Origin of the sequence: Bradyrhizobium sp. STM 3562 (assembly GCF_045571435.1) — a bacterium.
GTDB lineage: Bacteria > Pseudomonadota > Alphaproteobacteria > Rhizobiales > Xanthobacteraceae > Bradyrhizobium.
This window is the reverse complement of the sequence record NZ_CP120694.1, coordinates 760,803-779,484: the sequence shown is the minus strand read 5'-3', so window position 1 is coordinate 779,484 and position 18,682 is coordinate 760,803. Positions and strand designations below refer to the sequence as shown.

The window sequence follows — 18,682 nt, the reverse complement described above, 5'->3', positions numbered from 1 at the left end:
GCCGGACGAGCGCTTTCAGTAAACGAACGGGACCAGGCGCCAGGTGCGTGCACGAAAGGCGTCGTATTCGGCACCGAATTGGGACTGCAACAACCGCTCTTCCGAGACGATGCGGGCGAGGAGCGGCACGAGCATGACCGCCGTGAGCAGGATGCCGACTCCCGAGCGGAAAACCAGCGCCCAGCCAATCATGAACACCAGCGCGCCCAGATAGCTCGGGTGACGGATCCTGCTGTAGATGCCGCTGGTGACCAGCGAATGTCCGGGCTGAATTGCGACCAGGCCGCTGAAGCGGCGGCCGAGCACGAAGACCGGCCATAAACGCAGCACGCCGCCCGCGACGAAGAGCACCAGGCCGAACCAGCGAACGCCATCACCGCCGAAGGTCCAAAAGCCGATCCGGTCCGTGTAGGCGGGAAGATAGCCGTGGAGCAGGCCGATCACCGTGAAGACCGCAAGCACCCAGCGATTGCCGCGATCTTCGCGCATCCCGCGCCTGATGCCGGCCTGGCTGGCGAGCCCCGCGACGGCAAGGGCGAGGGTGACGACCGCGAGCGCCACGAATTGTGGACGTGCGAGAAAGACGCCCAGGCCGCCGGCGCCTACGACAGCAAGGGCGAGATAGAGCAGCGTGAGCACGATGACCAGAGCTGCCATCATGAGTGAGGTCTTCATCGCCGCCTCCTGTTCGTGCCGGCATCTCTGCCGGCGCGGTTTAGGATCGTTGCTTATGATCAGAATATTCGATACATCTCGAACATGTCAAATAAGAAGCAGACGGAACTCAAGCGGCGCTTCATCGAAGATGTGGCCCGCCTCATGATGGCCTGGGGTGTGCCGCAGACGGCCGCGCGGCTCTACGCTTATCTGCTGCTCAGCGCCGAGCCGATGGGGCTCGATCGCATTGCCGCCGACCTCGAAATGAGCAAGAGCAGCGCCAGCGTGGCCGCGCGGCTCCTGGAAAAGTACCGCCTGGTCCGCTGCCAGGGCGAGCGCGGCAGCAAGCGCGTCTTGTACGATGCGTCCGACAATTACGAAGGCATGCTCGTCGAGCAGGAGCGGATGCTGGAGGCGTTGTCGAGTCTGCTGCAAACGGGGAGAGCCGTTGCCGACGCCGGACCAGCCCGCGCACGGCTGGAAGAGATGGCGGAGTTCTACCGTATCATCCGCGAGTCTATGAAGGCGGCTCTCGATAATTGGCGTGGCCGATAAATTGCCGATAAGCGCCGATCTGGTGGAAGCACTTTATTGAGTGCGGGCCGGGCGGGTTAGCGCGGCGTCGCCCGTCACCCCTCAGCGATCCTACAGGACACCCTGCGGGTTACGTGCGTTGAAAGGACTCGCCATCGTCATCCGGAAAACGGATCGAGCAGCGACACACCGGTCGCGGCAATATCTGCGATATTGCGGGTAACGAGCGTCAATCCGTGCACCTTGGCCGTCGCTGCAAAGAAGTCCGTCGATCAGGGGCAAGGGATTCGGAACACCGAGCAGCGCCCACGATTCGGCGACCGCTTCGTCGACGGGCAGGACGCGATCCACAAGGCGCGTCCGCATTTGCGAAAACCATAGATCGAGAGCTTTCGCCTGCTGCGGGTCGCGCCGCCGTTTCAATTCGATGCCGCGCCGGATTTCGGCAAGCACGAGGACACTTGTCCCGATTTCCTCGACAGGGGTACGGCTGACCCAAAGCGCAACATTCGGGTGAGATCGGTCGCGCTTGCGTATCTCGGAAATCACATTCGTATCGAGCAGGAATTTCACAAGTCAACCTCGCGCCACTCCCCCTGGCGCGGCTGGTCAAAAACGCCGGCGAAGGCCTCATCGGGAAGATCCGAGCCAAAGACGTCGAATGCAGTCTTGACCTCGGGATGCAACAGCGCGTTGGCCAGCGTGGATCGAAGCGCGTCGGCTTGCTCGGTCTGGCCACGCAACGTCTCAGCCAATGCGCGGATAAGGCTGGCATCTTTCTTTGCCGTCTGAACCTCGACCCGCACAAGGCCTCGCGCGGCCGCGCGGCGACGATGCGCACGGGTGGCCTTACGCTGGGATTTTGTGGTCATATCTCCTGCTGCGGATCGGCCTGGCGTTTCCGGTTATATTACTGGAAATGTGCCGGAGCCCAAGCGGTCCTTCGCGCCTTTGATCAGCGGGCGCGCAGATCGGGTTCGACTGAGCGGGGGAATGGTGCCCAGGGGCGGAATCGAACCACCGACACTGCGATTTTCAGTCGCATGCTCTACCAACTGAGCTACCTGGGCGTCTCGAACGGGCCCAAGGAGAAGAAGGAGGGCCACCGAGCGGGCCGCTTATAGTGGCCCGCGCCGGGTCTGTAAACCTCGCTGCGCCTTCGGCTTCGCGAGGCGCCGCCTCGCTTCCTTGTTTTCCCCCGAAATGGCGCAGCCCGGCTCTGCTTTTCTCCTAAATTATTGGGAAATCACCTCTATTCCCCGCCCTCGTCCTCACTGGGGGCGCCGGGCACGACATAGGCGCCGGACAGCCAGCGGTTCAGGTCGACGTCCCGGCAGCGTTTGGAGCAGAACGGGCGGGTGGCCTCTTGGGCGGGCTTGCCGCAGATCGGGCACGGCCGCGCCTTGGCGCGGCCCTTGGCGCCGCCTTCCACGTCAGACGGCTGCGGTGTTGAGCCAGCCGAAGCGGATCGGGAAGCCTTCCCCGGCGAGCAGAGTAACGGATTCATAGAGCGGCAGTCCGACCACATTGGAGTAGGAACCGACCATCTTGACCACGAAGGAACCGGCGATCCCCTGCACGGCATAGCCGCCGGCTTTGCCGCGCCATTCGCCGCTCCCGATATAGGCCTGGATGTCCTCCTCGCTCAACCGCTTGAAGCGCACGCGGGTTTCAACCAGGCGCTGGCGGAACCCCTCCCGCGGCGTCACCAGGCAGATCGCGGTATAGACGCGGTGGTTGCGCCCCGAGAGCAGCCGCAGGCATTGCGCGGCCTCGTCCACCAGATTCGCCTTCGGCAGGATGCGGCGGCCGACCGCCACCACGGTGTCGGCCGCGAGGACGAACGAGCCGCGCAGCTCGTCATCGAGCTGCACCGATTTCAGCGCCGCCTCCGCCTTCGCCCGCGCCAGGCGATTGGCGCAGGCGCGCGGCAGCTCGCCCCGCCGCGGCGTCTCGTCGACATCGGCGGGACGCAGGGCATCCGGCTCGATGCCAGCCTGATTGAGCAGCGCCAGGCGCCGCGGCGAACCGGAAGCAAGAACGAGTTTGGGACGGCCAAGCATTCTCGGATTGTGCTGTGCGGGGATTGAGCTCGAGGAGGATTGCGCGCGGACCGTATCGGAAGGGGGCGGGATTCACAACCCGGCAAGCTCGGGCGCGAATCAGGCTGCTTGCTGGCTTAAGAAGCGTTTGCCCGCTGTCTGTGACGGCGTTGTTACGAGCGCCAGCGCGGACGCAACTCAGCTCGCCCCGCTTGCGGGAAGAGAGAAAACCTACAAGTTCGCCGGCCCGCCCCGCGCAAAGCGCTTGCGAATGCGCGCGAGCAGCGAATCCATCACCTCGCGATAGGCGGCGAGCTTCTGCTCGCGACTGCCTTCCGCGCCGGTCGGATCCTGCGTCGGCCAATATTCGACATCGGCGGCGAGCGTGCGCGTCAGCTCCAGCGCCCTGTGATGCGCCTCGGGCGAGAGCGTGATGATGAGGTCGAAATTGAGCCCTTCCCAGTCCTCCAGCTCCTCGAAGGTCATGGGCTTGTGACCCGAGATATCCTGATCCAGCTCGGCCATCACGGCGACCGCGAACGGATCGAGCTCGCCCTTCTTGACGCCGGCGGAGCGGACGTAAATCGCCTGCGGGAACATCTGGTGCAACAGGCTCGCGGCCATCGGCGAACGCACGCTGTTCTGCCCGCATGCGAACAAGACGGACTGCGGATTGCGCGCGCGCGGCGGCGCCATCGAAGGTTATCCCTTCCAATGCAGCACGGTGATCAGCGTGAACAGCCGCCGCGCGGTCTCGAAATCGATGCGCACCTTGCCCTTCAAGCGCTCCTGCAGCGTGCGCGAGCCCTCGTCATGGATGCCGCGACGGCCCATGTCGATGGCCTCGATCTTGTCCGGCGTCGCGGTGCGGATCGCCTGATAGTAGCTGTCGCAGATCATGAAATAATCTTTGACGATGCGGCGGAACGGCGTCAGCGACAGCAGATGCGCCACGACGGGCGTATCGTCCACCTGGCGGATGTCGAACATCAACCGGTTGCCGGTGATGCCGATATGCAGCTTGAACGGCCCCTTGCCCTCAGCGCCGTCGGGCGCGAACAGGTTCTGCTCGATCAGGTCGTAGATCGCGATCGCGCGCTCATGCTCGATGTCGGGGCCCGAACGCCCGATCGATTCCTCATCGAGCGTCACCGCGACGACGCAATTTTTGGAATCGTCCTTGGGCGTCGACGTGGTCATGACGGGTTCATGGCAGATTGAGACGCAAGCCAACCGAGCGCGCATGCGCGTGAAGCCCCTCGGCCTCGCCCAGCGTCATCGCCGCCGGCCCCAGGGCGCGCAACTGGTCCGGGCCGCATTTCAGAAGCGAGGTCCGCTTCATGAAATCGAGCACGGAAAGCCCCGAGGAGAAGCGCGCCGAGCGCGCCGTGGGGAGCACATGGTTGGAGCCGCCGACGTAATCGCCGATCGCCTCCGGCGTATGGAGCCCTAAGAAGATCGCGCCCGCGTTGCGAATGCTCGCGGCAAACCCTTCCGGATCCGCGGTCATGATCTCCAGATGCTCGGCCGCAATCGCGTCCGCCAGCGGCACCACATCGGCGAGATTGCTCACCAGGATAATGGCGCCAAAGTCCTCCCAGGAGCGGCCCGCGATTTTTGCGCGCGGCAGGGTCGCAAGCTGCGCCTCCACCGCGCGCGCGACGTCATCGGCAAGCTGCCGCGAGCAGGTGATCAGGATCGACTGCGCGCTTTCGTCATGCTCGGCCTGCGCCAGGAGATCGGCGGCGATCCAGTCCGCATTGCCGGTGTCGTCGGCGACGATCAGGACCTCGGAGGGACCGGCGATCATGTCGATGCCGACCTTGCCGAACACCAGCCGTTTCGCCGCGGCGACATAGGCGTTGCCGGGCCCGACGATCTTCGCCACAGGTGCAATCGTCGCGGTGCCATAGGCGAGCGCCGCGATCGCCTGCGCGCCGCCGACGCGGTAGATTTCGGAAACCCCGCCAAGATGCGCGGCCGCCAGCACCAGCGGGTTGAGCTTGCCGCCCGGCGCCGGCACCACCATCACGAGGCGCGACACGCCCGCAACCTTGGCCGGCACTGCATTCATCAGCACCGAGGACGGATAGGCGGCGGTGCCGCCGGGAACATAGAGCCCGGCCGATTCGATCGCGCTCCAGCGCCAGCCGAGTTCGACGCCGACGGCATCGGTAAAGCGCTCGTCCTTCGGCAGTTGCCGCGAATGAAAGACCTCGATGCGGTCGCGGGCGAATTTGAGCGCGTCCAGCGTGGCCGGATCGCAGGCCTTCACGGCGGCCTCGATCTCGGCAGCGGTCACGCGCAAGCCGCCGGCATCGAGATCGAGCCGGTCGAATTTCTTCGTCGCCTCGATCAGCGCGGCGTCACCGCGCGCGGCGACATCGGTGACGATGGCGCGCGCGGCCGCTTCGACGTCGGCGGAGACCTCGCGCTTGGCGGCGAGGAATTCGCGAAATCGCTGGTCGAAATCGGCGCTGCTGCGATCCAGTCTGATGGGCATTTTGCGGCTTTCCGGGCGGGATTCGGTCAAATAACCCTCCGCTCAATGGCGCGGCGGGTGCGCCGCGTCAACCCTCGGCGGGCTCTAAAGACCGTCGTCGTCCCGGCGAAAAGCCGGGACCCATAACCACCGGCCTTCGTTTGGCGAAGGACGTCGACCACCGCACCTCGGCGGATGGATTCCGCGGTATGGATCCCGGGTCGCGCTTTGCCCGGGACGACAGCAAAGATCCGCCCTACAGCCCACCCTCCCCTATCGCGCTGGTGCCGAGATCATCGGCACCGAGGTCGGTCAGCTCGCATTCCAGGCATTCGAGCTCGAGCCGCAGCGCCTTGCCGTCGGCAAACAAGAGCAGCGCGCAGCCCGAGGGCGGCTCAGCGGGGTGAAACTCGATCCCAATCAGGTCGAGCACAGCGCCGGGTGCGGCAAGATCGATATTGCGCGACTTGCAGGCCAGCACCCGGTCGAAACGCAACGCGGCGACCAGGCGACGCGGCGCGGTTTCGCCCTCCAGCGTCTGGTCCCAATCCAGCCGGCTCATGCCGATCACCAGCCGTTTTTCGCCCTGGCGCCAGATGATGTCGGAAAGCTGCACGCGCGCATCCTGCACATGCGCCGAGATGACGGCGAGATCGTCTTCATCCAGCGCGATCAGCTTGAGCTGGGGAGACACGGTATCGCTCCCATGAGAATCCGTTCATGCTCCGGGCATGGTCTTCTTCGGAGACGGCTGCACACGTCCCCGGATCATGCCCTAATCGCTGATGCGGCTGATCGAGGCGCCGCATCCCTTCAATTTTTCCTCGAGCCGCTCGAAGCCGCGATCGAGGTGATAGACGCGATTGACCATGGTCTCGCCCTCGGCGGCAAGACCGGCGATCACCAGCGACACCGAGGCGCGCAGATCGGTCGCCATCACGGGGGCGCCGCGCAGACGCGCGATGCCTTCGATCCTGGCGGTCTCGCCGTCGAGATTAATACGCGCACCGAACCGCGCCAGTTCCTGCACATGCATGAAGCGGTTCTCGAAGATGGTCTCGGTGATCTCGGACGAGCCTTGCGCGCAGATCATCAGCGCCATGAGCTGCGCCTGCAGATCGGTGGGAAAGCCGGGGAACGGCGCGGTCGAGACGCTCACCGGGCGGATGCCGGCGCCGTTGCGGACGACGCGGATGCCCTCGGCATTGACCGAAATCTCCGCGCCGGTCTGGCGCAGCACCTCGAGCGGGGACTGCAAGAGCTCGGCCTGCGCGCCCGCAAGCTGCACGTCGCCGCCGGTCGTTGCCACGGCAATGGCATAGGTGCCGGCCTCGATCCGGTCCGAAAGCACGGTGTGCTGCGCGCCGTGCAGGGCCTCGACGCCTTCGATGGTGATGCGCGGCGTGCCGGCGCCTGCAATGCGCGCGCCCATCTTGTTCAGACAAGCAGCGAGATCGGCAATCTCCGGCTCGCAGGCGGCGTTGGAGATCACGCTGGTGCCCTTCGCGAGCGCCGCCGCCATGACGGCGACATGGGTGCCGCCGACCGTCACCTTGGGAAATTCGATTGTCGCGCCGCGCAGCCCGCCGGGGGCCTTCGCGATCACATAGCCGCCGTCGATCGAGAGCTGCGCGCCCAGCCGCTCCAGCGCCATCATCAGGAGGTCGACGGGCCGCGTGCCGATGGCACAGCCGCCTGGCAGCGAGACCCGTGCCTCCCGCATCCGCGCCACGAGCGGCGCGACCACCCAAAAGCTCGCGCGCATGCGCGACACCAGCTCGTAGGGCGCGGTGGTGTCGATGATGTTGGCTGCGGAGATGCGCAAGGTCTGGCCCTGATATTCGCGGTCACCCACGCGCTTGCCGACCGCAGTGATATCGACGCCGTGATTGCCGAGAATGCGCTGCAGGAGCGCGACATCCGCAAGCCGCGGGACATTGTCGAGGACCAGCGTGTCCTCGGTCAGAAGCGCAGCGATCATCAGCGGCAGCGCGGCATTCTTCGCTCCCGAAATCGGAATGGTGCCGTTGAGCTGCTTGCCGCCGACGATGCGAATGCGATCCATACGAATGTCCTGAAACTGGCCGGGAAGTATAGGGAAAGGTGAGAGCCCAAAAGCTCCCACCTTTGCGGCGATTTAATGGGCCGCGTACCCCGTTCCTTGATGCGCCGCAAGATGCGGAGCGGCAAGAACAGCTATCGTATGTTGATCCAGGCGGCGTTTGGGACCTGGTCAAAGGGATGCGGCGCGCTTACACCTCGCGCGTGTCGTAGAACACAATGTCGGCGCCGCCGGTCGCGAAATTCGCAACGTCCGATGCGGCGGCCTTTCCTTCCGGGCTGCCGAAAGCGGCCTTGACGGCATCCATATTGTCGAAGGTCAGCGTGGCGATCAGATGAATGCCCGAGGGCCCGGCCGGGCTGACCACCGGCCCGCGGCTGATCTGATACTTGCGCAGTCCCGGCATTTTCTTGGCGATCGGAATGTGGGTCTCCGCATAATATTTGTCGAAGGCAGCGGGATCTTTCGGCGTCTTGTAGGTCACGATGACGTCGGCCATTGCAATTCCTCCCATTTTTCCTGAGCCGGGCTTGGCGTCTTGAAGCATGATCCGGACCCGAAACCGTGTTGGCGCAAAACAAAGCCGGTCTCGGCTTTTCCGAGGAGATCATGCTCTGAGAAAAAAGAACAGAGCCGGGTGAGGCGGTGAAATTGTGTCCGCTAGACGCGATGGGATCAGGTTCAGCTCGTTGCCTGGGCGCTTCACCTCTCCCCAGCGGGGAGAGGTCGGATTGCAACTGGCGATGCGAAGCATCGTCCAGAGCAATCCGGGTGAGGGGCCGCAGCTCTCTCGACGGACCGTAACCCCTCACCCGGATCGCATCTTTCGATGCGATCCGACCTCTCCCTGTGGGAGAGGTGAAGCGAGTCCGCGGTCGGCACCGACGCCGCCAAAACTCATCGCGCAGTAAGCCATGATCCGGAAAAGTGGAAACCGGCTTTCCGAAAAGATCATGCTCAAACAACGAGATGAGATCATGATCCGATTCCGTCTAATCGGACCATGATCTAGAGTGCCGGTTTCGCGACGTCGCCTAAAAAGCCGTGCAAAGCCGCCACCACCTGCGCGCCCTCGCCGATCGCGCCGCCGACGCGTTTGACGGAACCCGAGCGCACGTCGCCGACCGCGAACACGCCGGGGACCGAGGTCTCGAGCTGCGGCACCAATTTGCCCTGGTTGAGTTCGGACTGCGCGCCGGTCACGACAAAGCCGCCGCGGTCGAGCGTGACACCGCAGCCGTCGAGCCAGGAGGTCGCAGGATCGGCGCCGACGAACAGAAAGAGGTTGCGGATATCTTCCGTAATCTCGTCGCTCGACAAGCGGCTCTTCCAGCGGATGCGCTCGAGCGAACCGTCCTCGCTGCCTTCGAGGGCGACCACCTCGGCATTGAACATCAATTCGATGTTCGGCGTCGCCTCGATGCGCTCGATCAGATAGCGCGACATGCTGGCGCCGAGACCGCCGCCGCGAATGATCATCAGCACCTTTCGCGCATGGCCCGACAGAAACACCGCAGCCTGGCCGGCCGAATTGCCGCCGCCGACCAGCACCACCTCCTGCTCGGCGCAGAGCCTCGCTTCGACGGGAGAGGCCCAATACCAGACGCCGCGTCCCTCGAACTTCGCCAGATTCTCGATTCGCGGCCGGCGATAGCGCGCGCCGCTCGCGACCACGATCGAACGCGCCCGCAAGGTATCGCCGCAATCCAGCGACAGCGCAAACGAGCCGTCGTTGCGCGAACAATCGAGCGAACGCACGCTCATCGGGATCATGATGTCGGCGCCGAATTTCTGCGCCTGGGTGAAGGCGCGCCCGGCCAGCGCCTGGCCGGAAATGCCGGTGGGAAAGCCGAGATAATTCTCGATGCGGGCGCTCGCGCCGGCCTGGCCGCCGAACGCGCGCGAATCCAGCACCGCAACCGTCAGGCCTTCGGACGCCGCATAGACCGCGGTCGCAAGCCCGGCCGGGCCGCAGCCGACGATGGCGACGTCATAGATCTTGTCGCCGCGCGGACCGCCGATCATGCCGATCGCGCGCGCCAGCGCGTTTTCGCTGGGATTGCGCAGCACCGTGCCGTCGGCGATGACGACCAGCGGCCAGTCCGAGGGCGAGGGCGAGTAGCGCGCTATCACCTCGGCCGCATCGCTATCGTGTTCGGCGTCGAGCAGATGATGCGGATAGCCGTTGCGGGCGAGAAAGTTCTGCAGATGCGCAACAGCAGGGGAATTGGACGGCCCGATCAGCACGGGACCGCCCACCCCACCCTGGATCAGGTTGACCCGGCGCAGGATCAGCGCCCGCATGATGCGCTCGCCGAGATCGGCTTCCGCCACCAGCAGTGCCCGCAAATTCGCCGGCGGAATCAGCAGCGTCTCGACATCGCCTTCGGCGTGACCGTCGACCAGGGCGGCACGCCCGGAAAGCTGGCCGACTTCGGCGAGGAACTGCCCGGGCCCCTGCTCGATCACGGGGGTGACATGGCCAAACCCGTCGCGCTGGGTGATCGCGACATGGCCGGAGAGGATCACGAACATGCCGGGTCCGGGCTTGCCGGTCTCGAATAGCCGCTCGCCGTCTTTATAGACCCTGACCGCGCCGAAGCGGCGCATCCGCGCGATTTCCTGCGCGGTCAGCGCCGGAAACGTCTGCTCATGACGCGGAAACAGCGCCGCCACCGGGCCGCCGTCTCCAGTTCGATTGACCGACCCGTTGTCCGCCATCCCGCTTCCCCTTTAGCGCGCGCAAATTGCCGTCAGGTGCCGCGCTTGCCAACCTCCCCATCTGGGGAGGCTTGATGGCTCCCTGATGGCGCATCGGCCGTTCGCGCGCGCTCCTTCGCCTGGCTTTTTCGCCGCTTCAGATTTTCCCGCAGCTTGAGCTTCAGCCGCTCCTGCCGCGCACCCTCGCCGCCCGCGGCCTGCCTCTGTCCGTCCTTGTCCTTTTCGCCCGTCATCGCGGCCTGTTTGCCTATGGACCTCTCGCCGAGGGGATCATAAGGCCTGACCTCCCGCCCATACCATGGACGAAAAGTTTGGCTTTCGTGACATCCTGATTTTTTGCCGCAAGGCACGGAAATCGGGAACCCGCGACCTAAAACGGCCGCAGCCGCGCCGGCGGAAGCGGCGTTTTTGCCGGCCGCCAGCCGTGCGCCGCGCTTGCACATGCGGGGGGCTTGTGGCAGACATCCGGCCGTCGGTCGGCGGATCTGGAGCCGATTCTCTTTAAGCAGACATGCTGCCGTAGCTCAGTGGTAGAGCACTCCCTTGGTAAGGGAGAGGTCGACAGTTCAATCCTGTCCGGCAGCACCAGGCTTTCCGCAAGATCCTGGCTTCTTGTCCACGGGCCAATGCGAAACTTGGCAGGGCCGTGCGGAACGTCCGTTGCCAGCTTCCGGTCTTACCCGGCGAGCCGAGAGTCAGAACGCCGTCTGGATTTCGCATTCGGTCCAATAGAGAACATTGCACTTAGTTTTGGTGAGTTTCGTGCTGCCTGTGGGCCGCACGACCCCCCAGCGGTCCGAGCTTTTCCCGTGACCGGCAATTGCCGTGTTGGCGCTGCGGCGCGATCCATGTACACTTCCAGTGGGTTGGATCGCCGGCCGTTGGATCGCGGGCCATGGTGCAAGACCGACCAGTCCGAGTCGAGCGCAGGTTGTCGGCGATCTTGGCCGCCGACGTGGCTGGCTATTCCCGGCTCATGCACGACGACGAAGAGGCCACGCACACCAAGCTGACCGGGCTTCTCGCGCGCGGCGTCGAGCCCGCGATCGCCGAGCACGGCGGCCGGATCGTGAAGTGCACCGGGGATGGGTTCCTCGCGGAGTTTCCCAGCGCGGTCGAGGCGGTCCGGGCCGCCATGCAGTTTCAGTCCCGCATCAACGAACTGGCGACCGACGATGCGGAAGACAGGCGCATTCTCTTCCGCGTTGGCCTCAACATCGGGGACATCATCGTCGAGGCCCACGACATCTTCGGGGACGGCGTCAACATCGCGGCGCGGCTCGAGAGCATCGCCGAGCCCGGCGGCATATGCATCTCCCAGTCGGTGTTGAATCACGCACGCGATAAGGTGAATTTTGACGTCGAGGAAGCGGGCGAGCAGATTTTGAAGAATATCGCCCGCCCCGTCCACGTTTACCGCATCGTCATCGATGGCGGCCGGCGGACTGCGGCGCCCAAAACCGAGAGGCCGGCGCTCGCCTTGCCCGACAAACCCTCCGTCGCCGTGCTGCCGCTCACCAACATGAGCGGCGACCCCGAGCAGGAATTCGTCTCCGACGGAATCGCCGAAGATGTGATCACTGCGCTATCGCGCTATCCCTCGTTGTTCGTCATCGCCAGGAACTCGTCCTTCACCTACAAGGGCCGAGCGGTCGATGTGAGGCAGGTCGGGCGCGAGCTCGGCGTCCGCTATGTGCTTGAAGGTAGCGTGCGCAAGGCCGGCAAGCGGATCCGTGTGACTGCGCAGCTCATAGAAGCGGCGACCAGCACTCACGTGTGGGCCGAGCGCTACGACCGCGATCTCGCCGATGTTTTCGCCGTGCAAGACGAGCTTACGGAAGCGCTGACCACAGCGCTGGCCCCCGCCATCGCAGACGCTGAGCTTCGACGCGCGATGCGCAAGCCGCCGGGAAGCCTCGATGCCTGGGCAGCCTATCAGCGCGGCCTGTGGCACTTAAGCAAAGCCACCGCGGACGACGACGATACCGCGGAGAAATTCTTCAGACAGGCGATCGGACTCGATCCGACCTTCGGCGGCAGCTACAGCGCCCTGGCGCTCTACCAGCTACAGGCGGCCGCGCTCTACCAGAAGATGGACCTGCGAGACGCGCAACGCTCGGCCGAAACGCTGGCCCGCCGGGCGGTCGCGCTCGATGGCGCGGATGCGGAAGCCCGCTCATGCCTCGGCTGGGCCCTGCAGGCGCGCGGCGAGGCCGACGATGCGTTGGCGGAGATCGAACGGGCCCTCTCGATGAGCCCAAATCTCGCGATCGCGCATGGTCACAGAGGCGCCACGCTGATCTTCGCGGGCAGGCCCAAGGACGGAGTCGCGGCGCTCGAGGCATGTCTCAGGCTCGATCCCCGCGACCCCTATCTGGCGGTCCGCTTGCTGCACAGAGCATCCGGACTGTATTTGAGCGGCGACTACGGGGCCTCGGTCGAAGCAGCAAAACGGCTGATCCGGACCTATCCCGATTTCCCGATGATCTATCGCTGGTCCGCGGCGGCTCTCGGCCAGCTTGGCCGCGCAGCGGAAGCGGCGGACGAATTGGAGAAGGCCATTTCGCGCGCACCGGGGGCATTCGACATGTACGTCCGCAACAGAGCCCCGTGGTTTCGGCCGGAAGACCACGCCCACCTCGTCGACGGTTTGCGCAAGGCCGGGTGGAAGGGGTGAGCCTGCACGGAACCTCTGGCCACCTGTCTTGCCTTGGCGCGAGCTGTTCCGGGCTCCGCCGCAAGACTCCACGCAACCGACGTGAGTAACGCTATTTGATCGTCGCGTACACGGTAATGATCGACGTGCCGGAAGCCGTCGGCCCCTGCCCCGTTGCTTTGATGGCAAACGTATCGCTTCCCTTGTACCTGGCCTTGGCGCTGTATTCGAACGTGGATGTATTGAGCCTCTTTAACTTGCCGTGTGCCGGCTTTTGTGAAATGGCCGAGTTGCTCACGGTGCCACGCATCCTGATTGGAAACTGGCAACTTTGCCCGGACGTGAGGTCGATGTAGCCGGTCGAATTCTCGCCCCAATCCGCCAGTGTCACGGACATTGAGCAATCAGAAGCGGCGGCCCGCGCCAACGACGCTGACATTAAGTTTGGCGCTGCAACCATGAGCCCGAAAGCGGCGACCTTAGACAACCCCATACCGGCCCTTCTCGCTTTCACGCAACATCCACATAAACCATCATCCGTCGCGACGGTGTTCACCTATTTGACGGCGAGCCGGGACTTATGGATTCCATCGCCGCTCCCGTACGGGCGGGTGATGATTTCAAGGAAGTGGCCGTTCAGGTCCTCGAAGTAGACACCGCGTCCGCCGTCGTGGTGATTGATCTCACCTGGTTGCCTCCGCGCGGGATCGGCCCAGTAGGAAAGCTTTCGGTCCCGAATCCGGCCGAAAATCTCGTCGAATTCGGCTTCACTCACCAGGAACGCGTAATGCTGCGGCGTGATCTCGCCGCCGGTCTCCATGTAGTCGAGATTGGCCCCGTTTTCGGTGACGACCATCTGAAATGGTCCCCATTGCTTCGGGGCTGGAAGATTCAGCATCTCGGCCAGAAATTTCGCCGAGGCCTTACTGTCGTGAGCGGACAAGATCGTGTGGTTGAAATGGATGGCCATGTCGCGTCTCCCGAAAACGATCGGAGCTTTTCCCGCTCCCTCGCTCATCTTTCTGGTTATTCGGTCGTAGCCTCAAAGAACGCCTCGATAGCTCCGGAACATCTTAGTCGTCGTCCATCTGCGGGATCAAACGCCATGTGTCGAAATGTGAACGGATCTGCTCATCGCGACGCCACGCGCCGCCATTTGGCTTCGATGCCGGCGTTGATCGCTCGGATGCGCGCTTCGTGCATGGCCCAGAAGGCGCGGCTCGCCGCCTCTGTTCCGTGCTTGTAGACCGCGTAGGCATCGGTCGGGCGGACCACTCTCGGCGCTTCCGCCTTCGCCGTGGCCGGCGCGCTCGCCGGCGTTGAAGCCGCCGTCACTGCGACAACGGCTCCTGGGGTGGCGAACGGGGAATTCATGGCAATGAGCCGGTTGCGCGCCCGGTTGCAGTAGGTGACGGAGCGCGCCGTCATCGCTTCCTCGCCATGGCCGGCGCGGTATTTCATCAGGGCGCGGCACAGATCGCCTTGCGCGAGCCGCCAGGCCTGCGCGAGATAAGCAACGCCGTAATGGATGTTGATCTCGGGCTCGGCGAGTTCGGCCGTGGTGCCCTGGAAGCCAAGCATGGCGGCGGTCTCGGGCCGCACCTGCATCAGGCCGACCTCGCCGAGACGGCCGATCACGCCTGGATCATAGCCGCTTTCGACGAAGACCACGGCCTCGGCAATGTCGGCCGGCAATTCGGTTGTCGCCGTTTCCTTCTCGATCATCGCACGCACGGCCGCCCGCGCCGGAAACGGCTCGCTAGCTCCGGGCGAAGGTGTCTCGGCGGCCTTGCTCGCCTCGCCGGGTACCGCAGGCTTGTCTTCCTCCGCGCCGGCACGAAGTGGCGCGGATACAAACGTCAGCGCGGCCGCCAAACCTAGCTGCACGGCACATCTGATCCATGAGGAGCGCATATGCATGGCATGTCACCGAGGCGGTGAGCGGCTGACGTCCGTCGACGGAGCGTGTGCGCAGCAAAACGATCAAGCGGGCAAGATGATCCAACCGATCGGCGAGAACAATCTGCCTGACGCATACGCATCACCTTGGAGGCTAAGACATTGCCGGCCCGAATGCGAATCCTGCGCCTCTGCGCGCGGAACACCCGTAATCCGCACGGCTTGATCCTGGCGCTTCTCCAGATACCGTGTAGCCAATGCTGGCCATCGCTTCTGACCGTTGGGGCAGGGCGATTGGAAGTGGTTGGCAGGGGCCGCCGGGGATTGCGCGATACCCCGGCGGCTCACGCGCTGCGCCCATCCGATGACCCCATCGTTCCGCCCGATGCCCGCGTGCTTCAGACCCGCCCATGGGACAGATGGCCATGCCCAAGCGGGTGTTGCCGCACACCCGCAGTTCCTGCCATCACATTCCCGACAAATTCAATAATTCGGGATTGGAAATGACCAGGACTTCAGTTTCGCCTTGCAGATTGCTGATTGCGCTCGGTGCGGCGGCCTTGCTGAGCGCAGGCGCCGCCCGCGCGGAAGATGGCGTGTTGCGTGTCGGCATCATCACCGACATGAGCGGCCAATATGCGGACGGCAACGGCACCGGCTCCGTGGTGGCCGCGCAGATGGCCGCGGAGGAAATCGGCGGCACCGTCGCCGGCCGGCGGATCGAGATCATTTCCGCCGATCACCAGAACAAGCCTGACGTCGCCACCGCCATCGTGCGCAACTGGATCGACAACAAAGGCGTCGACGTCGTCGCCGAAGGCGTCAACTCGGCGGTGGCACTCGCGATCCAGAACGTGACGCGCGAGCGCAAGAAGCTGTTTCTGATCTCGGGCTCCGGATCGTCCGATCTCACCGGCAAGCAATGCTCGCCGACCAGCGTGCACTGGACCTACGACACTTACGGCTCCTCCCACGCGACCGCCAAGGCCGTGGTCGCACGCGGCGGCACGCCCTGGTTTTTCCTCACCGCGGACTATGCCTTCGGCCAGGCGTTGGAGCGGGATGCGAGCAAGGCGGTCACAGCGTCCGGCGGCAAGGTGCTGGGTGCCGTGCGGCATCCGTTCGACACCGCGGATTTTTCCTCCTTCCTGCTGCAGGCGCAATCCTCCGGCGCCAAGATCCTGGCGCTTGCGAATGCGGGCTCGGATTTCCGTAACGCGGTGGCGCAGGCCGACGAGTTCAACATCCGCCAGAGCATGCAGGTGGTGGCGCTGCAGGTCACGTTGACCGACGTTCCGGCGCTCGGCCTTGCGCACGCGCACGACCTTCTGTTCACCGATTCCTTCTACTGGGACCGCACGCCCGAGACCCGCGCTTTCGGCGAGGAGTTCTTCAAGCGACATGGCGCCATGCCGACGGCGTATCAGGCCGGGGTCAACTCGGCGCTGCGGCACTATTTCAAGGCTGTTGCCGCGACCAACTCGGTCGATGCGGCCACGGTGATCGCGCAGATGCGCAAGACGCCGGTCAATGACTTCTTCGCGCAAGGCGGCGTGGTGCGTGAGGACGGCCGCATGGTCCACGACATGTACCTGATGCGGATCAAGAAGCCGGAGGAATCCAAGGGCAAGTGGGACGTGTACGAATATCTTGCGACCGTCCCCGGCGACCAGGCGTTCCGGCCGCTCGCCGAAGGCGGATGCCCTTATGTCGGCAAGACCGAGTGACGGTATCTGGCCGCGCACGAGGCACCGTGCGGCACATCATCATCTCGCCTTATCAATCGCGAAACCTGCGTGCGCCATAAAATGGCGCAGCATCTTTCGCGCGCGGGACCCGCACTGTGACCGGCTCTGAGTTCAAACAACTCCGCAAGGATCTCGGCGAGGCGATCGGCCGGGAGCTCTCCCTTGCCGACATGGCCAGACTGTGCGGTCTGCCGGCGGGGCGCACGGACACCATCCTCCGATGGGAGGTGGGCGGGCCGAGCGGATCGGCGGCGGAGCTCTTGCGCATCCTCGCGATGGCCAGCGATCGCTACCCGATCCTGGAGAATTTCAACGTATTCGACCGCTGGGACGTGCCGGAGAAGGAGCGCCCGGCGCGCCGCGCCCAATTCCGCGAGGGCATGCGCGACGAGGTGCGCCGCCGGCTCGACCAGCAAGCATGATCCGGCCTCTATTCAACCGGCTGGTCTTGTGTGTCGGACTCTTAAGTCTCGCCGCGACCGCAACGTTTTCGCGCGAAGCAATTCAGGATCAGCCAGGCACGGTCTGGACCGCAATCATTCCCGATGCCTTTCCGGATAACGTGTTCACCTGGCACATGGGACCGGGCGGCAGCTACCGCGAAGACGGACGCGATGTCTCGAGCGGACTTTCGATTCAACCCACCCTCTCCGGGCATTGGAGCCGCGAGGGCGCGCGCATGACCCTGCGGCAGGATGACCTGCCCTATGTGTTCGATGGCGTGGTGCTGGGCAATCTTTATGGCGGCACGCTTTATTTCGGCGGGCGTGCCGTATCTCGCTTCTGCGCCGCCAAGGGCGAGCAGGCGCCGGAGCGATGTGACGGCGGCGCGGGCGTTGCGATTCTCGCAGCCGAATAGCGCTCACCAAGCCTTAACCGAATTGTTCCGGAGAGGGACAGCACTTCTCACCTTTAACGGTTTCTTCAGCCTTCGTTAGGGGTCCATTAATCACAAGAAATTGTTTATCTTACAATAGGTTAGATCAGGAGCCGGTGTGTTCCGGCGGTGACAGCATTTTATTCAAAAGCAGTCTATCTGGCCTCCATCGATGGCGCCCGCAGGCGGCGTCTCTTCGCGTGTTTTGTTCGGAGACCAAAATGAAGAAAGTATTCCTGGCCACTGTGGCGCTCGCAGCCGTCGGCGCGGCCGCGCCAGCACTTGCCGCCGACCTCGGCGCCCGCGCGCCCTATTACCAAAAGGCTCCCGCCTATGTGCCGGCGCCGATCTACAACTGGACCGGCTTCTATATCGGCGGCCACATCGGCGGCGCCTTCTCGAGCGACAATAATTTCTCCGGCCTGTCGACCGGCAACAACTCGAACGGCCGCTTCCTCGGCGGCGTGCAGCTCGGCTACGACTGGCAGCTCAGCCCGGTCTTCGTGGTCGGCCTCCAGGGCCAGTATAGCTGGCTGTCCGGCAATGTCGGCGCGGTGTTCCCGGGCGGTCTCGCCTATACCAACAAGCAGCGCGGGCTCGGCTCAATCACCGGCCGCGTCGGCTATAGCTGGGGTCCAGGCCTTCTCTACGTGAAGGGCGGCTACGCCTATTCCGACAACAACGAGAGCGTGACGTTCGGCGGCATTCCGGTTGCGTTTGCCACCAGCGGCGACCACACCAACGGCTGGACGGTCGGCGCCGGTCTCGAATACATGTTCGCGCCCAACTGGTCGGCCAACATCGAATACCAGTACTACAACTTCGGCGATGCCCGCTTCACCGCGCCGGTGGGACTGGTGGGAGTCGGCAGCTTCACCACCGACGACCACACGGTGAAGGCCGGCGTCAACTACCGCTTCAACTGGGGTGCCCCCGTCGCGGCCCGGTACTGAGCGGCGGCTCATTAACGAATCGGAAAGAGGCCGGCAGCTTGCCGGCCTCTT

At 64.4% G+C, this 18,682-nt stretch carries 22 protein-coding genes and 2 tRNA genes; 7 read left to right on the top strand and 17 right to left on the bottom strand.

Going from position 1 to position 18,682, the window contains the following annotated elements:
- Positions 1-15: 15 nt before the first annotated feature.
- On the bottom strand, positions 16-675 hold the full coding sequence (locus P6U23_RS03615; RefSeq protein WP_407178232.1) for a methyltransferase family protein: 660 nt from the start codon (positions 673-675) through the stop codon (positions 16-18).
- Positions 676-759: 84 nt separating this feature from the next.
- Here P6U23_RS03615 and P6U23_RS03610 point away from each other — a divergent pair, with 84 nt between their 5' ends.
- On the top strand, positions 760-1,212 hold the full coding sequence (locus tag P6U23_RS03610) for a GbsR/MarR family transcriptional regulator (protein ID WP_407178231.1): 453 nt from the start codon (positions 760-762) through the stop codon (positions 1,210-1,212).
- A 90-nt stretch (positions 1,213-1,302) separates the two neighbouring features.
- Here P6U23_RS03610 and P6U23_RS03605 read toward each other — a convergent pair whose 3' ends face one another.
- From P6U23_RS03605 to P6U23_RS03545, 13 genes are all read right to left on the bottom strand, one after another.
- Positions 1,303-1,764 (bottom strand): PIN domain-containing protein, encoded by a 462-nt coding sequence (locus tag P6U23_RS03605; RefSeq protein ID WP_407178230.1) that lies wholly within the window; start codon positions 1,762-1,764, stop codon positions 1,303-1,305.
- Positions 1,761-1,997 carry a hypothetical protein gene (locus P6U23_RS03600; RefSeq protein ID WP_407178229.1) on the bottom strand — a complete coding sequence of 79 codons (237 nt, stop codon included), beginning with the start codon at positions 1,995-1,997 and terminating at the stop codon, positions 1,761-1,763. The genes P6U23_RS03605 and P6U23_RS03600 overlap by 4 nt, the downstream gene beginning before the upstream one ends.
- Positions 1,998-2,185: 188 nt before the next feature.
- A tRNA-Phe gene (locus tag P6U23_RS03595) sits at positions 2,186-2,261 on the bottom strand.
- Between the two features lie 182 nt (positions 2,262-2,443).
- Positions 2,444-2,623, bottom strand: coding sequence for a DNA gyrase inhibitor YacG (yacG, locus tag P6U23_RS03590; protein WP_407178228.1), 180 nt, complete (start codon positions 2,621-2,623; stop codon positions 2,444-2,446).
- Position 2,624: 1 nt separating this feature from the next.
- Positions 2,625-3,254, bottom strand: coding sequence for a Maf-like protein (locus tag P6U23_RS03585; protein ID WP_024510064.1), 630 nt, complete (start codon positions 3,252-3,254; stop codon positions 2,625-2,627).
- Between the two features lie 210 nt (positions 3,255-3,464).
- Positions 3,465-3,929, bottom strand: a complete 465-nt coding sequence (locus tag P6U23_RS03580) for a low molecular weight phosphatase family protein (protein WP_407178227.1) — start codon at positions 3,927-3,929, stop codon at positions 3,465-3,467.
- Between the two features lie 6 nt (positions 3,930-3,935).
- Positions 3,936-4,433 carry a UPF0262 family protein gene (locus tag P6U23_RS03575; RefSeq protein WP_407178226.1) on the bottom strand — a complete coding sequence of 166 codons (498 nt, stop codon included), beginning with the start codon at positions 4,431-4,433 and terminating at the stop codon, positions 3,936-3,938.
- Positions 4,434-4,440: 7 nt separating this feature from the next.
- Entirely contained in the window at positions 4,441-5,736 is a 1,296-nt protein-coding gene (gene hisD, locus P6U23_RS03570; protein WP_407178225.1) for a histidinol dehydrogenase, read from the bottom strand.
- 235 nt (positions 5,737-5,971) lie between these two features.
- Positions 5,972-6,409 (bottom strand): DUF2948 family protein, encoded by a 438-nt coding sequence (locus P6U23_RS03565; protein WP_407178224.1) that lies wholly within the window; start codon positions 6,407-6,409, stop codon positions 5,972-5,974.
- Between the two features lie 81 nt (positions 6,410-6,490).
- A complete protein-coding gene (gene murA, locus P6U23_RS03560) occupies positions 6,491-7,780 on the bottom strand; it encodes a UDP-N-acetylglucosamine 1-carboxyvinyltransferase (RefSeq protein ID WP_407178223.1) in 1,290 nt (429 codons plus the stop codon).
- A gap of 187 nt (positions 7,781-7,967) precedes the next feature.
- Positions 7,968-8,276 (bottom strand): EthD family reductase, encoded by a 309-nt coding sequence (locus P6U23_RS03555; protein WP_407178222.1) that lies wholly within the window; start codon positions 8,274-8,276, stop codon positions 7,968-7,970.
- 509 nt (positions 8,277-8,785) lie between these two features.
- Positions 8,786-10,498, bottom strand: coding sequence for an FAD-dependent oxidoreductase (locus tag P6U23_RS03550; RefSeq protein ID WP_407178221.1), 1,713 nt, complete (start codon positions 10,496-10,498; stop codon positions 8,786-8,788).
- A 32-nt stretch (positions 10,499-10,530) separates the two neighbouring features.
- Entirely contained in the window at positions 10,531-10,731 is a 201-nt protein-coding gene (locus tag P6U23_RS03545) for a hypothetical protein (protein ID WP_407178220.1), read from the bottom strand.
- A 280-nt stretch (positions 10,732-11,011) separates the two neighbouring features.
- Between P6U23_RS03545 and P6U23_RS03540 the strand changes: the two genes are divergently transcribed.
- A tRNA-Thr gene (locus P6U23_RS03540) sits at positions 11,012-11,086 on the top strand.
- Positions 11,087-11,429: 343 nt separating this feature from the next.
- Positions 11,430-13,175 carry an adenylate/guanylate cyclase domain-containing protein gene (locus P6U23_RS03535; RefSeq protein ID WP_407178219.1) on the top strand — a complete coding sequence of 582 codons (1,746 nt, stop codon included), beginning with the start codon at positions 11,430-11,432 and terminating at the stop codon, positions 13,173-13,175.
- A 91-nt stretch (positions 13,176-13,266) separates the two neighbouring features.
- Here the strand turns inward: P6U23_RS03535 and P6U23_RS03530 are convergent, their stop codons facing one another.
- The 3 genes from P6U23_RS03530 to P6U23_RS03520 form a co-directional block, all read right to left on the bottom strand.
- Entirely contained in the window at positions 13,267-13,551 is a 285-nt protein-coding gene (locus P6U23_RS03530) for a hypothetical protein (RefSeq protein WP_407178218.1), read from the bottom strand.
- Positions 13,552-13,710: 159 nt separating this feature from the next.
- Positions 13,711-14,124 carry a VOC family protein gene (locus P6U23_RS03525; RefSeq protein ID WP_407178217.1) on the bottom strand — a complete coding sequence of 138 codons (414 nt, stop codon included), beginning with the start codon at positions 14,122-14,124 and terminating at the stop codon, positions 13,711-13,713.
- A 161-nt stretch (positions 14,125-14,285) separates the two neighbouring features.
- On the bottom strand, positions 14,286-15,041 hold the full coding sequence (locus P6U23_RS03520) for a transglycosylase SLT domain-containing protein (RefSeq protein ID WP_407178216.1): 756 nt from the start codon (positions 15,039-15,041) through the stop codon (positions 14,286-14,288).
- A 515-nt stretch (positions 15,042-15,556) separates the two neighbouring features.
- Between P6U23_RS03520 and P6U23_RS03515 the strand changes: the two genes are divergently transcribed.
- From P6U23_RS03515 to P6U23_RS03500, 4 genes are all read left to right on the top strand, one after another.
- Complete coding sequence (locus P6U23_RS03515) at positions 15,557-16,780, top strand: ABC transporter substrate-binding protein (RefSeq protein ID WP_407178215.1); 1,224 nt, start codon at positions 15,557-15,559, stop codon at positions 16,778-16,780.
- A 116-nt stretch (positions 16,781-16,896) separates the two neighbouring features.
- On the top strand, positions 16,897-17,223 hold the full coding sequence (locus tag P6U23_RS03510; protein ID WP_407178214.1) for a helix-turn-helix domain-containing protein: 327 nt from the start codon (positions 16,897-16,899) through the stop codon (positions 17,221-17,223).
- Positions 17,220-17,660 carry a hypothetical protein gene (locus tag P6U23_RS03505; RefSeq protein WP_407178213.1) on the top strand — a complete coding sequence of 147 codons (441 nt, stop codon included), beginning with the start codon at positions 17,220-17,222 and terminating at the stop codon, positions 17,658-17,660. Before P6U23_RS03510 ends, P6U23_RS03505 begins: the two co-directional genes overlap by 4 nt.
- A 239-nt stretch (positions 17,661-17,899) precedes the next feature.
- The gene (locus tag P6U23_RS03500) at positions 17,900-18,631 is read left to right on the top strand and encodes an outer membrane protein (RefSeq protein WP_407178212.1); all 732 of its coding nucleotides are present in this window, start codon (positions 17,900-17,902) and stop codon (positions 18,629-18,631) included.
- Positions 18,632-18,682: the final 51 nt, after the last annotated feature.

Coding starts and splice junctions, on each gene's coding strand:
- P6U23_RS03615 (WP_407178232.1), bottom strand. CDS start 675: ATGAAGACCTCACTCATGATGGCAGCTCTGGTCATCGTGCTCACGCTG.
- P6U23_RS03610 (WP_407178231.1), top strand. CDS start 760: ATGTCAAATAAGAAGCAGACGGAACTCAAGCGGCGCTTCATCGAAGAT.
- P6U23_RS03585 (WP_024510064.1), bottom strand. CDS start 3,254: ATGCTTGGCCGTCCCAAACTCGTTCTTGCTTCCGGTTCGCCGCGGCGC.
- P6U23_RS03580 (WP_407178227.1), bottom strand. CDS start 3,929: ATGGCGCCGCCGCGCGCGCGCAATCCGCAGTCCGTCTTGTTCGCATGC.
- P6U23_RS03575 (WP_407178226.1), bottom strand. CDS start 4,433: ATGACCACGTCGACGCCCAAGGACGATTCCAAAAATTGCGTCGTCGCG.
- hisD (WP_407178225.1), bottom strand. CDS start 5,736: ATGCCCATCAGACTGGATCGCAGCAGCGCCGATTTCGACCAGCGATTT.
- murA (WP_407178223.1), bottom strand. CDS start 7,780: ATGGATCGCATTCGCATCGTCGGCGGCAAGCAGCTCAACGGCACCATT.
- P6U23_RS03555 (WP_407178222.1), bottom strand. CDS start 8,276: ATGGCCGACGTCATCGTGACCTACAAGACGCCGAAAGATCCCGCTGCC.
- P6U23_RS03550 (WP_407178221.1), bottom strand. CDS start 10,498: ATGGCGGACAACGGGTCGGTCAATCGAACTGGAGACGGCGGCCCGGTG.
- P6U23_RS03545 (WP_407178220.1), bottom strand. CDS start 10,731: ATGACGGGCGAAAAGGACAAGGACGGACAGAGGCAGGCCGCGGGCGGC.
- P6U23_RS03530 (WP_407178218.1), bottom strand. CDS start 13,551: ATGTCCGTGACACTGGCGGATTGGGGCGAGAATTCGACCGGCTACATC.
- P6U23_RS03525 (WP_407178217.1), bottom strand. CDS start 14,124: ATGGCCATCCATTTCAACCACACGATCTTGTCCGCTCACGACAGTAAG.
- P6U23_RS03515 (WP_407178215.1), top strand. CDS start 15,557: ATGACCAGGACTTCAGTTTCGCCTTGCAGATTGCTGATTGCGCTCGGT.
- P6U23_RS03505 (WP_407178213.1), top strand. CDS start 17,220: ATGATCCGGCCTCTATTCAACCGGCTGGTCTTGTGTGTCGGACTCTTA.
- P6U23_RS03500 (WP_407178212.1), top strand. CDS start 17,900: ATGAAGAAAGTATTCCTGGCCACTGTGGCGCTCGCAGCCGTCGGCGCG.